At 60.9% G+C, this 14,144-nt stretch carries 11 protein-coding genes; 7 read left to right on the top strand and 4 right to left on the bottom strand.

The window, feature by feature from the left end; all coding sequences use genetic code 11:
- The first annotated feature begins 34 nt into the window (after window positions 1-34).
- Entirely contained in the window at window positions 35-1,468 is a 1,434-nt protein-coding gene (locus ACEN8Z_RS05060; protein WP_495596955.1) for a TolC family outer membrane protein, read from the top strand.
- Between the two features lie 85 nt (window positions 1,469-1,553).
- Here ACEN8Z_RS05060 and waaA read toward each other — a convergent pair whose 3' ends face one another.
- Entirely contained in the window at window positions 1,554-2,831 is a 1,278-nt protein-coding gene (gene waaA / locus ACEN8Z_RS05055) for a lipid IV(A) 3-deoxy-D-manno-octulosonic acid transferase (RefSeq protein ID WP_495596954.1), read from the bottom strand.
- A gap of 11 nt (window positions 2,832-2,842) precedes the next feature.
- Window positions 2,843-3,745, bottom strand: a complete 903-nt coding sequence (locus tag ACEN8Z_RS05050; protein ID WP_191622243.1) for a LysR family transcriptional regulator — start codon at window positions 3,743-3,745, stop codon at window positions 2,843-2,845.
- A gap of 103 nt (window positions 3,746-3,848) precedes the next feature.
- Here ACEN8Z_RS05050 and ACEN8Z_RS05045 point away from each other — a divergent pair, with 103 nt between their 5' ends.
- The 4 genes from ACEN8Z_RS05045 (at window position 3,849) to ACEN8Z_RS05030 (ending at window position 7,368) form a co-directional block, all read left to right on the top strand.
- On the top strand, window positions 3,849-4,181 hold the full coding sequence (locus tag ACEN8Z_RS05045; protein WP_007996562.1) for a DMT family transporter: 333 nt from the start codon (window positions 3,849-3,851) through the stop codon (window positions 4,179-4,181).
- Window positions 4,182-4,382: 201 nt separating this feature from the next.
- On the top strand, window positions 4,383-5,558 hold the full coding sequence (locus ACEN8Z_RS05040) for an NAD(P)/FAD-dependent oxidoreductase (protein ID WP_495596953.1): 1,176 nt from the start codon (window positions 4,383-4,385) through the stop codon (window positions 5,556-5,558).
- Window positions 5,555-6,367 carry an aldo/keto reductase gene (locus tag ACEN8Z_RS05035; RefSeq protein WP_116262964.1) on the top strand — a complete coding sequence of 271 codons (813 nt, stop codon included), beginning with the start codon at window positions 5,555-5,557 and terminating at the stop codon, window positions 6,365-6,367. The genes ACEN8Z_RS05040 and ACEN8Z_RS05035 overlap by 4 nt, the downstream gene beginning before the upstream one ends.
- Window positions 6,368-6,399: 32 nt before the next feature.
- Window positions 6,400-7,368: a metal ABC transporter ATPase gene (locus ACEN8Z_RS05030; protein WP_495596952.1), complete on the top strand. Its 969-nt coding sequence runs from the start codon at window positions 6,400-6,402 to the stop codon at window positions 7,366-7,368.
- Window positions 7,369-7,497: 129 nt separating this feature from the next.
- Here the strand turns inward: ACEN8Z_RS05030 and hldE are convergent, their stop codons facing one another.
- Complete coding sequence (hldE, locus tag ACEN8Z_RS05025) at window positions 7,498-8,922, bottom strand: bifunctional D-glycero-beta-D-manno-heptose-7-phosphate kinase/D-glycero-beta-D-manno-heptose 1-phosphate adenylyltransferase HldE (RefSeq protein ID WP_007991528.1); 1,425 nt, start codon at window positions 8,920-8,922, stop codon at window positions 7,498-7,500.
- Window positions 8,923-9,095: 173 nt separating this feature from the next.
- Window positions 9,096-10,898 (bottom strand): lipid A export permease/ATP-binding protein MsbA, encoded by a 1,803-nt coding sequence (gene msbA, locus ACEN8Z_RS05020; RefSeq protein ID WP_007996569.1) that lies wholly within the window; start codon window positions 10,896-10,898, stop codon window positions 9,096-9,098.
- Between the two features lie 154 nt (window positions 10,899-11,052).
- Here msbA and ACEN8Z_RS05015 point away from each other — a divergent pair, with 154 nt between their 5' ends.
- A complete protein-coding gene (locus ACEN8Z_RS05015; protein ID WP_495596951.1) occupies window positions 11,053-12,918 on the top strand; it encodes an O-antigen ligase family protein in 1,866 nt (621 codons plus the stop codon).
- Complete coding sequence (locus ACEN8Z_RS05010; protein WP_495596950.1) at window positions 12,915-14,138, top strand: acyltransferase family protein; 1,224 nt, start codon at window positions 12,915-12,917, stop codon at window positions 14,136-14,138. The genes ACEN8Z_RS05015 and ACEN8Z_RS05010 overlap by 4 nt, the downstream gene beginning before the upstream one ends.
- The last annotated feature ends 6 nt before the right edge of the window (window positions 14,139-14,144 follow it).

Here is a 14,144-nt window from a genome sequence, read left to right as displayed (position 1 = left end):
ATTATCTGTGTAATATCAAATCTAGGGAACATCTATGCTGCGCAAACTCTCACTGGCCCTTGCCGTGTCTTGTGCGTCCAATGGAATGGCCTGGGCAGCAGATGTGCCCTTATCGACCAAGACGGACCTGGTCAGCGTTTATCAGGAAGCCGTCAACAACAACTCCGATCTGGCGGCTGCCATTGCCCAATACGGCGCGCAGAAGGAAGTCGTACCCCAGGCCCGCGCCGGGCTGCTGCCGAACCTCTCGGGCGGCGCCAATATTTCCGAGGTGCGTACGGATCTCGATCAACCGTCCGCCACGACCAACCGCGATGCTCATTCCTACCAGGCCACTTTGGCGCAGCCGCTGTTCCGGGCTGACCGCTGGTTCCAGTTCCAGGCCGCCAAGGAAGTCAACGAACAGGCCGCCCTGCAACTCTCGGCGACCGAGCAGAACCTGATCCTGCAAACCGCTGACAGCTATTTCAACGTGCTGCGCACCCAGGACAACCTGGCCTCGACCAAGGCCGAAGAAGCGGCGTTCAAACGCCAGCTCGATCAATCCAACGAGCGTTTCGATGTCGGCCTCTCGGACAAGACCGACGTATTGAACTCACAAGCCAGCTACGACACCGCACGCGCCAACCGCATCGTTGCGCAGCGCCAGGTGGACGACGCCTTTGAAGCATTGATCACCCTGACCAACCGCCAGTACAACTCGATCTGGGGCATCAGCCATAACTTGCCGATCCTGCCGCCAGCACCGAACGACGCCAAGGCCTGGGTCGAAACGGCGGGCCGGCAGAACCTCAATCTGTTGGCCAGCAACTATGCCGTCAGCGCCGCCGAGCAAACCCTCAAGCAGCGCAAGTCCGGGCACTTGCCAACGGTTGACGCGGTTGCCAAGTACGAGAAAGGCGACAACGACGCACTGGGCTTCAGCAACCCGAACAACCAGCCCCTGCCGTACGGTGGCAACGTCGAGCAAACAACCGTTGGCCTGCAACTGAACATACCGATCTACAGCGGCGGCCTGATCAGCTCCCAGGTGCGTCAATCGTATTCACAACTGGACCAGACCGAGCAGCAGCGCGAGTCCCTGCGCCGACAGATCGTGGAAAACACCCGCGACCTGCACCGCGCGGTAAACACCGATGTCGAGCAGGTACAGGCGCGCAAGCAATCGATCATCTCCAACCAGAGTGCGGTGGAAGCGACTGAAATCGGCTATCAGGTGGGCACACGAAACATCGTCGACGTACTGGATGCGCAGCGCCAGCTGTACAGCTCGGTACGCGACTACAACAACACCCGCTACGACTACATCCTCGACAACCTGCGTCTGAAGCAACAGGCCGGCACGTTGAATCCGGGGGATCTGCAAGACCTGAAACGCTGGCTCAATCCCAACTACAACCCGGACAAGGATTTCCTGCCACCGGATCTGGCCAAGGCTGCGGCCGAGCAATTGAAAGCCCGGCCCTGACCGAAACGGTAAGGCAAAAGCTTCGCGAGCAAGTCGGAGCGGCGGTGCGGCGATCCGACTTGCTCGCGAATGAAGGCAGCACGGCCTATCGGTCGATCAACCGCCCCAACCCGTCCAGCAACCGCTGCAACGCCCCCTGATTGGCGCGCATCACATTCAACCCGGCCTCTGCCATGCGCTGCGCATCAAGCGGCAGTTCAAACAACCGCTGCACCGCCACCGCCAGGCCTTCGGCATCCTCCACTTCCTGCAACGCCCCGGCACTGCGCAAGTGCGCGGCGATTTCGAGGAAGTTGAAAAGATGCGGCCCACTCAGCACCGGTTTGGCCAGGGCCGCCGGCTCCAGCAGGTTATGCCCGCCGTTCGGCACCAGGCTGCCGCCGACGAAAGCACTGTCAGCCAGGGCGTAGAGAAACAACAACTCGCCCATGGTGTCGCCAAGCAGCACTGAAGTATTCGCACTGACCGCATCGCCGCTGGAACGCCGGACCGTGGCGAACCCTTGTTGCAGGCACAACCCGTACACCGAATTGAAGCGTTCCGGATGCCGCGGCACCAGAATCAGCAAGGCATCGGGGTGACTGGCCAGTAACTGACGATGAGCCGCCAGCACCACCTCGTCTTCGCCGTCATGGGTACTGGCCGCGATCCACACCGGTCGTTCCAGCGCCTGCCATTGCCCGCGCAATTGGCTGGCGCGCTCAAGCAGTTGCGGGTCGATGGTCAGGTCGAACTTGATCGAACCGGTCACTTCGACGGTTTCCGCCCGCGCGCCCAGGTCGCGCAAGCGTCGGGCTTCGGCTTCGGTCTGCACCGCGAACAGGCTCATCTCGGCCAGCATCGGCTGGGTCAGCTTGGGGAACCGGCCGTAACCCCTGGCGGAACGCTCGGACAGCCGCGCATTGGCCAACGCCACGGGGATCCCGCGTTTGGCACACTGATGGATATGGTTAGGCCACAGCTCGGTTTCCATGATCACCGCCAGTTTCGGCCGGACCCGATCGAGGAAGCGCCGGGCAGCGCAAGGCAGGTCGTAAGGCAAATAACAGTGTTGGATGCGCGGCTCATTGGCGAACAGTGCCAGGATGCGCTCCGAACCGGTCGGCGTCATGCAGGTCACGGTGATCGGCAGATCCGGGTAGCGCGCCAGCAAGGCGCGGATCATCGGCGCGGCAGCAATGCTTTCGCCCACCGAGACGGCGTGCACCCAGATGCCGTCCGGTTTCATCGCCGGCATCCCGTAGGAGAAGCGCTCGCCGATGCGCCTGGCATACGCCGGCGCCTTGCGCGCGCGCAGCCAAAGCCGAATCGCTACCAGTGGCAGCCCCAGATAAAACAGCGCGGTGTAGAGAGTTCTATTCATGGCGGCGGAGTTTATCGGCTTTTTTCGCCTATCGTCTGCAAGTGCACGGCAAAACGTTCGGCGAGCCAACGCGCGGCCGGACCGAGCGGTTCATCCCGGCGCCATACCAGCTCCACCACCAGGGCTGGTGGGGTCCATTCGCTGACCAGTTCGACCATCTGGTTCTGATAGGTCGGGTACTGCACCACGTGGCGTGGCAGCCAGGCCCAGCCGAGACCACGCACCAGCCATTCGGCCATCACATAGAAACTGTCGGCGCGCCAGACTTGCGGGCTGGCGGGATCACTGCCGGGATAAATGCTCGACTCCGTGGACATCAGCAACTGCCGATGTTGTGCCAGTTGCTGGCCGTCCACTGCACCTTTGCGCGCCAACGGATGATCCTTGCCGCACACCGTGACCATTTCCACGCTGCCCAGCACCCGCCGCTCAAGTGCCTCGGGAATCTGATCGTGAAAGAACAGCAGCCCCAGATCCGCGCGCCGCTCCACCAGCTTGCGCGCGACATCGCCTTGGGCGGCGCTGGTCAGTTGCACTTCAAGGCTGGGGAATTTTTCCGCCAGGGCCTCGAAGCTTTCGATGATCGGCTGATAAGGCATCGCTTCATCCTGCGCCACACGCAGTCGTGCCTCCTGACCGCGCATCATCGCCAACGCCCGGCCATTGAGCCGTTCGCACTGGCGCAACACCTCCCGCGCTTCGTCCAGCAAAGCCGTGCCGGCTTCAGTGAGCTTCGGTTGACGGCCGCTGCTGCGGTCGAACAGGCTGACGCCCAGGTCTTCCTCCAGCAACGCTATCGAACTGCTGACCGCCGACTGCGCCTTGCGCTGATCCCGCGCCACGGCAGAAAACGATCGCTGCTCCGCTACGCTGACAAACAACCGCAACTGTTCCAGATTCCATTGCATGCTCATGGATCAACCCATCTTCAAAACAGATAGGTAATGACTTTACCGCATCTGGCGAATCACTAGAATGCCGACCTCAGAGAGCAACACTTCACACGAGGATTGACCCATGACCGCTTACTACTACCTGGCCATAGCCATCTGCGCCGAAGTGATTGCCACTGTTTCGATGAAAGCCGTCAAAGGCCTCAGTACCCCGCTGCCACTGGTGCTGGTCATCCTCGGCTACGGGATTGCCTTCTGGATGCTGACCCTGGTGGTGCGCAGCGTTCCGGTGGGTGTGGCGTATGCCGTGTGGGCCGGCATGGGGATCGTGATGGTCAGCGTCGCGGCGCTATTTATCTATGGGCAGAAGCTGGACGTACCAGCGATGCTGGGGATGGCGTTGATTGTGTTGGGCGTCGTGGTCATCCAGCTCTTCTCCAATACTGCAGGGCATTAGAACTCGAAACGCGATCCCCTGTGGGAGCGAGCTTGCTCGCGATAGCGGCGGGTCAGTCAACATTGATGTTGAATGCCATGCCGTCATCGCGAGCAAGCTCGCTCCCACAGGGTTACTCGTTGGCTCGAGAGTACTGGCGTCAGCCCCTCCAATCTTCGAGTCTGTATACTGCGCCCTCGTCTTGAACACAGAGGTCGCTGCATGCCATCCGTTATTTCCACCGACGTTCTGATTGTCGGCGCTGGTGTCGCCGGCCTCTGGCTGAATGCGCGCCTGCGCCGCCAGGGTTTTTCGACCGTGCTGGTGGAAAGCGCCAGCCTCGGCGGCGGGCAGAGCGTGAAGTCCCAGGGCATCATCCACGGCGGCGCCAAATACGCGCTGCATGGCGCCCTGACCGGCGCCTCGGAAGCCATCGCCGACATGCCGCGCCGCTGGCGTGAAGCCCTGGCCGGTGACGGCGAGCTGGATCTGTCCGGCGTTCGCCTGCTGTCCGAAGCCCATTACCTGTGGTCCCCCGGCACCCTCGCCGGCAACCTCACCAGTTTCTTTGCCAGCAAAGCCGTGCGCGGCCGCGTCGATCAGGTCAAGGGCGAGCAATTGCCACCAGCCCTGCAGGACAAGCGCTTCAAGGGCAAGGTCTATCGCCTGGCGGAACTGGTAGTCGATGTGCCGAGCCTGATCCAGCGCCTGGCCGATCTGGCGGGAGACGGTTTGCTTGCCGGGCAGAAAATCGAACCGTTGCTTGAAGGTGGCGTGCTGGTCGGCCTGAAGGTGGATGAGCGCGAAATCCGCGCCCAACGCATCGTCCTGAGCGCCGGCGCCGGGACCGCAGCATTGCTTGAAGCACTGGGCCTGAGCCAGCCCGCCATGCAGCGCCGCCCGTTGCACATGATCATCGCCAAGGGGCCGAGCCTCAAACCGCTATACGCCCACTGTCTGGGTGGCGGTACCAAGCCGCGTATCACCGTGACCACGCACCCGGCGGCGGATGGCCAATGGGTCTGGTACCTGGGCGGCGATATCGCGGAATCCGAAGGCGTGGCCCGTGAGCCCCACGAGCAAATCGCCACCGCACAGAAAGAACTCGGTCAATTGCTGCCATGGATCGACCTGAGCACGGTGCAATGGGCGACCTTGCGCGTGGATCGCGCCGAACCGCTGCAATCGGGGCTGACGCGTCCCGACAACGCCTTTGTTGCCGAAGAAGGCCGCCTGCTGGTGGGCTGGCCAACCAAACTCGCCCTGGCGCCAGACTTCGCCGACCGGGTCATCGCCAGCCTGGCCCGCGACGGCATCCAGCCAAGTCACCCGGCAGCGCTGCCTGATCTGCCGAAGCCGCCGATGGGCGTACCTGCCTGGGAGCAACTGCTGCCATGAGCCAACCGACCCTGCACGACTTGCATCGCCCGCTGGGCAGCACCGGCCTGCTGGTTTCGCCCCTGGGCCTGGGCACGGTGAAACTGGGCCGCGACCAAGGGGTGAAGTACCCCAACGGCTTCCGGATTCCCGATGACGATGAAGCCCGCATGCTGCTCAAACTCGCCCGCGACCTGGGCATCAACCTGATCGACACCGCCCCGGCCTATGGTCGCAGCGAAGAACGCCTCGGCCCATTGCTGCGTCGTCAGCGTCAGGAGTGGGTGATTGTCAGCAAGGTGGGCGAAGAGTTTGTCGACGGCCAGTCCCGTCACGATTTCAGCGCTGCACACACGCGAATGTCAGTGGAACGCAGCCTGCAACGCCTGGAAACGGACTTCATCGACCTGGTGCTGGTGCACTCCGATGGTAACGACCTGGCGATCCTCAATGACTGCGAAGTCTACGCCACCCTCGCCGAGCTCAAGGCCGAAGGCAAGATTCGCGGTTTCGGCTTTTCCGGCAAAACCGTCGACGGCGGCCTGAAGGCGCTGGAGCAAGGCGACTGCGCGATGGTCACCTACAATCTGAACGAACAAAACGAGAAGGCCGTCATTGACTATGCTGCTGCACACGGCAAAGCCATTCTGGTCAAAAAAGCCCTCGCCAGTGGTCATGCATGCCTGAGTCCGGGCATCGATCCGGTGCGCGCCAGCTTCGAGCTTTTGTTTGAACATCCGGGTGTTGCCAGTGCTATTGTCGGGACCATCAACCCGCTGCACCTCGCCCACAATGTCGCGACCGTTGCCCAGGTCCTACGTAGCCACTGATGCCGCCCACGCGGCCTTAAGCAGGAGCCGACATGTCGCGTACGCTCATCAGAAAGAACCCGAGCAACTTCAAGACCCTGCCGTTATTCGTCGAAGCGACTCCCGAAGGCCTGGCTTATCAGAGCGTCGGCAGGCCGCTGAATTTCTCCCAGACCCTGCAACGTCGTCGCCCGGTGACGGTCGGCGACAGCGAACGGTTTGCCCTGGAGCTGGCCAATCTCGGGGTTTCGGTGCGCCTGACCCTGCATTGGCAAAATCGCGACTATTGGGTGCTGGTGCGCCAACGCCGGCAAGACCGCGGCGATGTGGTGCTCAAGCTGATTTCCGGGTACGTGCCGGCCCATGAGCTGAACCTGCCACTGCACACGGCGATCCAGGAGATTGCCGAAGAATGCCTGCTGGAAACCCCGGAAGGCTGGCTCGGCGGGCGGTTCAATGACACCTGGCTGCCGACGCCCTACTCGGCCGCCCTGCATTACCGTGAAGCGCTGCCGTTTCGTTTGTCACCACTGTCCGGCTCGGCGCGGCCGGTACGTTGCGCCAACCTGATGCTGATTGAGCGTCCGCGGGCTTACGTGCATTTGCCGACGGCGTCGCTGCAACTGATCTATGACTTGCGCCTGGACGTTCCCAAGGACGCCAAATCCCTGAGCCTGTTCCATGTCGATGAAAGACTGGAAGGCGATCAACTAGTCGCCCGCCTCGACCGCAAGCGCCCCGATCTGTACTTGATGCCCTTGCAGGACGGCCACCCGATGGCTGAGCTTTACACCTTGAAAAAGGATCAGCTGCACCCGGCCAGCACGCGTGGGCTGTACCTGGCCGAGAGCTTTGCCCGGCAGGAAGGCTGGCTGGTGAGGGACGAGCGAATTCGCTGGAAAGACTGGGTGAGGCAGCAGGGTTTGACGCCGCCCGGGAAGGATTCGGGGCTGGCGCGGTTGCGCGGGAAGGCCAAATTGCTGCTGAAGAAGATCGTGCCGCGCAAGAAGGTCAGCTCTTAAAAGCAAAAGATCGCAGCCTCTGTAGGAGCGAGCTTGCTCGCGATGGACGTGAACGATACCGCGTATTGACTGATTGAATGCGGTGCCGCTGAGTTCATCGCGAGCAAGCTCGCTCCCACAAACGCTGCGTTACTCGGACTTGCGGATCTTCTCGACAATCGCGGTGGTCGAGCTGTTTTCCACCAGCCCCAACACTTTCACGGTACCGCCGTAGGCTGTCACGATGTCCGCGCCGACGACCTGGTCGATCCCGTAGTCGCCGCCCTTGACCAGCACGTCCGGCTTGATCGCGCTCAGCAGGTTTTCCGGGGTACCCTCCGGGAAACTGATGACCCAGTCCACCGCTCCCAGACCGGCCAGCACCGCCATGCGCCGGTCGACGCTGTTGATCGGACGGCCCGGCCCTTTCAGGCGGCTGACCGATGCATCGTCGTTGATCGCCACGATCAGGCGATCGCCCTGGGCCCGTGCCTGTTCCAGATAGGTCACGTGGCCTGCATGCAGGATGTCGAAGCAACCGTTGGTGAAGACAATCCGTTCGTTATGCGCGCGCGCATCATCGACCGCCAGCAACAGCTGCTCAAGCCCCAGCACACCGCGCTCGGAACCCTCCGCGCGTTGAATCGCACGACGCAGCTCCGGCGCACTGATGGCCGCCGTACCGAGCTTGCCGACCACGATACCGGCCGCCAGGTTGGCCAGGGCCACCGCGTGGGGCAGTTCTTCGCCAGCGGCAATCGCGGCCGCCAGGGTGGAAATCACCGTGTCGCCGGCGCCGGTCACGTCAAACACTTCTCGGGCACGAGCCGGCAAGTGCAGCGCCGGGTGATCCGGACGCAGCAGGGTCATGCCATGCTCGCCACGGGTCACCAGCAAGGCACCGAGGTCCAGGTCGTGCATCAACTGCGCGCCCTTGCTCACCAGTTCGTGCTCATCGGCGCAACCACCGACGATGGTTTCGAATTCGTTGAGGTTTGGCGTGATCAGGCTCGCACCACGGTAGATCGAGAAATCCTTGCCCTTGGGATCGGCCAGCACCGGAATGCCACGGGCACGGGCGGCCTGGATCAGCGCCTGATGGTTTTTCAGCGCGCCTTTGCCGTAGTCGGACAGCACCAGCACCTTGATGCCTTCAAGCAACTCGTCGACTTGCGCCGCCAACGCCAGCGCGTCGGTAGCGAAGGGCTCTTCGAAGTCGATACGCAGCAGTTGCTGGTGACGGCTCATGACCCGCAGCTTGACGATGGTCGGCTGGTGCGCAATGCGCTGGAAGATGGCCCGCACGCCAGCGCCCTTGAGGCTGTTGACCAGGCTGTTGGCGGCTTCATCGTCGCCGGTTACACCGACCAGCGAGGCCGGAGCCCCCAGGGCGGCAATGTTCAAGGCAACGTTGGCAGCACCGCCCGGGCGGTCCTCGATGTGATCGACCTTGACCACCGGCACCGGCGCCTCAGGAGAAATCCGTGAGGTACCACCATGCCAGTAACGGTCGAGCATGACATCGCCGACCACCAAGACAGGGGCTTGATCGAATCGCGGCATGGACAACTTCATGGTGCAACCCACATACAGAATGAACAGGGGCGCGATATTAACACAGGGTTGGTGTCGGCTTGTGCGGTGGCTGCAACCGGATGATTCGCCGGGTTTTATTGCTCATTTTTTGAACAAAAGGTCCGCCAGACGACACCCGTGCGAAGGGGCGAGCCAGGCTCGCCCCTTCGGGGTCAGGCGATGTCTTCGGCCGGGGCGTCGAGGCCCATCGCGTTGAGGCGCGAGTAGTAGCCGTTTTGCGCCAGCAGTTGATCATGGGTGCCGCGCTCGACGATTTTCCCCTGATCCATGACCAGGATCAGGTCGGCCTTCTCGATGGTCGACAAGCGGTGAGCGATCACCAGCGTGGTGCGACCTTTCATGACCTGATCCAGCGCTGCCTGAATATGCCGCTCGGACTCGGTATCGAGTGCCGATGTCGCCTCATCGAGAATCAGCAGCGGAGCATTCTTCAACAGTGCCCGGGCAATCGCCAGGCGCTGGCGCTGGCCACCGGACAACAGCACGCCGTTCTCCCCGACCTGGGTGTCCAGGCCTTCAGGCAATTGCGCAATGAAGTCCATCGCGTAGGCATCTTTGGCCGCTTTTTCAATGTCTTCACGGGGGGCACCGGCCAGATCGCCATAAGCGATGTTGTTGGCCACGGTGTCGCTGAACAGGGTCACATGCTGGGTCACCTGGGCGATATGCCGACGCAGGTTCAACAGCTTGTACTGTTCCACTTCAACGCCATCGATGAGGATTTCGCCCTTGTCGTGGTGATAGAAACGCGGAATCAGGTTGGCCAGGGTCGACTTGCCGCTACCCGAACGCCCCACCAGCGCCACCATTTGCCCGGGCTCGACCGAGAAACTGATGTCATTGAGCACCTGACGCTCGGTGTCAGGGTAGGTGAAGCTGAGGTTGCGCACGTCCAGGCGACCGCTGACCACATCACGTTCGACGGTGCCGGTATCGACTTCAGGCTCGACGTCCAGTTGCTCGAAGATACTTTCGGCACCGGCCACACCCTTCTGGATGGTCGAGCTGACTTCGGACAACTGGCGAATCGGCTTGGGCAGCAGGCCGGCCAGGGTGATATAGGCCACCATGTCACCGGCGGACGCATCGCCGCGCAGGAACAGCACCAGGAACATCAGCACGGCCATGGCGGTGTAGATCACCAATTGCAGCAGCGGCGTGTAGATGGCACCGGTGCGGGTCATGCGCAGTTGCTTGTCGGTATTGCCCTGGCTGGCGTCGAAGAAGCGTTTTTCTTCATAGGCTTCACCGCCGAAGCTGCGCACTACGCGATAACCCTGGATGGTCTCCGAGGCCACGTGTGTCACGTCCCCCATGGCCAGCTGGATTTTCTTGCTCTGTTTGCGGAATTTCTTGCTGGCCGTGCGCACCATGATGGCAATCAGCGGCAGGATGGCGACCATGACCAGCGTCAGGCGCCAGTTCATGAACAGCAGCGAGGCGAACAGGAAGATCACCGTCATGCCTTCACGAATAACGACCTTGATCGCATCTGTTGCCGCCCCCGTGACCATGGTCACGTTGAAGGTGATACGTGAAATCAGATGCCCCGAGTTATGCTTGTCGAAATACCGGTTTGGCAATACCAGCAGGTTGTTGAACAACTGGACCCGCAAGTCATGGACCAGGCCCAGGGAAACCTTGGCCAGGAAATAGTTGCCCAGGTACGACCCCAATCCCTGCCACGCGGCGATCAGGATGATCAACAACGGCACCGCCTGCAGCAGTTGCAGGTCGCGCAGGTAGGGCACGGTTGGAAACAGTGCCGCTTCAGGGTTGGACAGACCGTCGACGAAGTACTTGAGGATGTAGCCCAGCATTGGCTGCGTCGAAGCGAAAATCAGAAAACCGACGATGCTGATCAGAAACAGGCTGATGTACGGCCGGACATAGCCGAGCAGGCGGAAGTAGATTTTCAAGCTTGATGGGCTTGCGGAGAGACTGGAGTCGGTCATATCACGCGAATGTCGATGAAAAGGACGCTGACTTTAGCACAGCTTCCTCAGGGTTCTGGCAATCGCATACAGTCTGTGTATTGTGGCGCGTCAAATAGCCACCTGCTGTCCCTGCCTTGGTACGGTCGCTCAATTCAGGAATAAGTTACTCAGCATGCAATTAAACGCTTTGAACAGCACGTCCAATAGAATCTTCGATTTCATTTGTCTGTGGATCCTTCCGCTCGGTTATCTATTGCTGCTTTGTGCGCTGTTTTTCCTGCCAGGGCGCAGTGTCCTTCACAAGCTTTACTATGGCCTGTTCAGCATTCCGGCACTGATTGCTCTGTGCCTGCGTCCACGGCTCAGCAAAGAGTTGCTGCACGAACCGGTCGTCATTGCAGTCCTGCTGTTTTTGGCCTGGGCACTGCTCAGCCTGTTCTGGGGGCCAGGCGACGACATCGAGTTTGGTCAGTTCAAACCCTCATTGCATACCCTGTTTCTGTTTGTCGGCTGCTACCTGCTGGTGCGCTATCGCAGCGAATTCATTCAGCCCCTGCTGTTCTGTGCCGCAACGGTCGCGCTGATCGCTTCCGTCTACAACCTGTACAGGTTCGGCCAGATCTACCAACCGGAAATGCGCCTGATCGGAGCAGGCGCGTTCGACAATCCACTGCTCAGCTCCCACGTTTTCGGCTTTTTCTGTACCTACTGGCTGAGCCTGAGCATGACCTGCAAGCGACGCCAGGTACTTTGGTTGAGCATACCGGCGATGGCAATCATGTTCGCCACAGTGCTGGCCACCGGTTCCAGGACCCCACTGGTTGCGTTGACACTGGCTGCACTGTGGCTGTGCTTCATCTGCTGGAACCGACGCTCGGTCTTCATGCTTGGCTCCATGTTCATCGCGGGAACGGCGACGTTCGTGCTGTTTGCACACAAAATCTTCGAAAGAGGCAGCTCCTTCCGTATCGAGCTCTGGCAGTTGACCCTGGACAAGATTGCTGAGCATCCATGGATCGGACACGGCTACAACGCCGAGCTGACCCTGGACCCAGGTGTCGGCTACCCCTTTGAGGAACCCCATAGCTTTGTCCTGGGCGTGCTCTACTACGTCGGCATTATCGGTCTGCTGCCATGGCTGTTCTTCCTCGCGAGGGGCTTCATCAGCAGCCGGCGCCATCGCGTGCAACCGCTGTTTATCATTGCCTCAGCCTGGCTGGCCTTCGGTATCGGCGCGAGCCTGACTGAAGGTGGCGGGATTATCTCTCGCCCCAAGGAGCACTGGTTCCTGCTGTGGATCCCCTTGGCACTGATTGCCGCACTGAGCATCAATCAGCGGGCCAGACGCCTGCTGGACATGCCGATCAAGACCATGACACCAAGCGCCCTGCAACTACTGATTGCCGAGGCTCGGATCATCGAAGAAGACGGTTTGGGCCCTAAAGTCCTGCGCCTGAGCGATGGCAGCTTCCTCAAGCTGTTCCGCCGCCGCCGCTGGTACACCTCGGGCAGCTTCACCCCTTATTCCGAGCGCTTTGCCGCCAACAGTGTTCAGTTGCGCAACATGGGCATCCCCACACCGCACATCCTCGACCTTTACCGGTTCGAAGACGGCAGCACCGCTGTGCACTACTCTCCGTTGCCGGGCAACACGCTGCGCCAGATCCTGCAAGGCATCACCGCCCCAGCGGTGCGCCAGGCACTGGTGGAGCGCTTCGGTAAATTCATGGCTCAACTGCATCAGCAAGGGGTTTACTTCCGCTCCCTGCACCTGGGCAATGTGCTGGTGCTGGAGGACGGCGAGTTTGGCCTGATCGACCTGGCCGACCTGCGAATTTACCCTTCATCATTGAGCCCTTCCCTGCGTCGGCGGAATCTGCGCCATATGCAGCGCTACGCAGAAGATCGGCACTGGCTATTCGAGGATCACTTCGAAGCGCTGCTGCAGGGATACGCCGCGACGGCTTCGAAAGCCGACGTGGATAATTTGCACAGGCAAGTGCTGGCCGGGAGCCCTCCGGCCCAGGCTCACCGATGAAAGAAACCAACCCGCTTATCGCGATGACGGCCTACCTGCTCGCCATCGCGACCGCTGCGCTGCTGTTGCGCACCGTACCGAGCATCAGCCGACAGCTGAAACACTCTGGTGAAAGCCGCTATGCCGGCATCGACGGCTTGCGCGGGTACCTGGCCTTCGGCGTGTTTGTGCACCACGCAATCATTACCTGGATCTTCCTGCAAACCGGCGTGGTCGATTTTCCGCCGAGCAATTTCTATTCGCAGCTCGGCCAAGGCAGCGTTGCCCTGTTTTTCATGATCACCGGCTTTCTATTCTGGGACCGCTTGCTCACCCACGGACGGAAACACGACTGGCTGGCGTTTGCGGTATCGCGGCTGTTTCGCCTCTACCCACTCTATCTGCCGCTGATGTTGGCCGTGTTTGTCACCGTGTTTCATCTGCAAGACTGGGAACTCAAGGATCCCGCGACCCAGCTCATTGGCCAGACCCTGGCCTGGCTGACCTTCGACCGGCCGGACGTCAACCAGTACCATCAGACCGGCATGTTGATCTCCAACGTTACCTGGACGCTGAGTTACGAGGTGTTTTTCTACCTGGCCCTGCCACTGGTCGCCATCGTGTTCATTTATCGCGGCGGCTGGATGTCGACGGTGCTGTGCCTGGTGGGCATCTATGCCCTTTACGAGGTGGTCGGCTGGGAACACTCGCTGAAAAAGCACTACATGGCCAGTTTCCTCGGCGGCATCGCTGCGGCGTACTGGATTCGCCGGCCACAATGGGTCGCCTGGAGCCTGTCTCCGCTGGCGGGCATCATCGCCCTGCTCGCATTGGCGATCGCCTTCACGGCATTCAACCGCGCATTCAACCTGGGAGCACTGCTGCTGCTTTCACTGTTTTTTGTGATCGTGGCGTCTGGCAATACCTTGTTCGGCGCCCTGAAGCCACACAGCATCCGCTGGTTGGGGGAAATCAGCTACAGCACGTATTTGCTGCACGGTTTCGTGCTTTGGGTACTGGTACAGCGACTGCCACTGCTGTTGCATCTCGACAGTCGGGAAGCCTGGGTCTTCCTGCCGTTGCTGGCAGTGTGCAGCTGCCTGCTGATCATCATCAGCAGCCTGACTTACCTGTATATCGAAAAACCCGGGATCGACGCCGGCAAGAAAACCCTGCACTGGCTACGCCAAAACAGGAATGCCCGCAAAGAGCTCTCGGAGAATATGGTTCAACAACCCTGAGCAATC

The sequence above is a fragment of the Pseudomonas sp. Pseusp10 genome (genome assembly GCF_059492225.1).
Note: the sequence above shows the minus strand (reverse complement) of the source record. Positions and strands in the feature narration are given on the sequence as shown.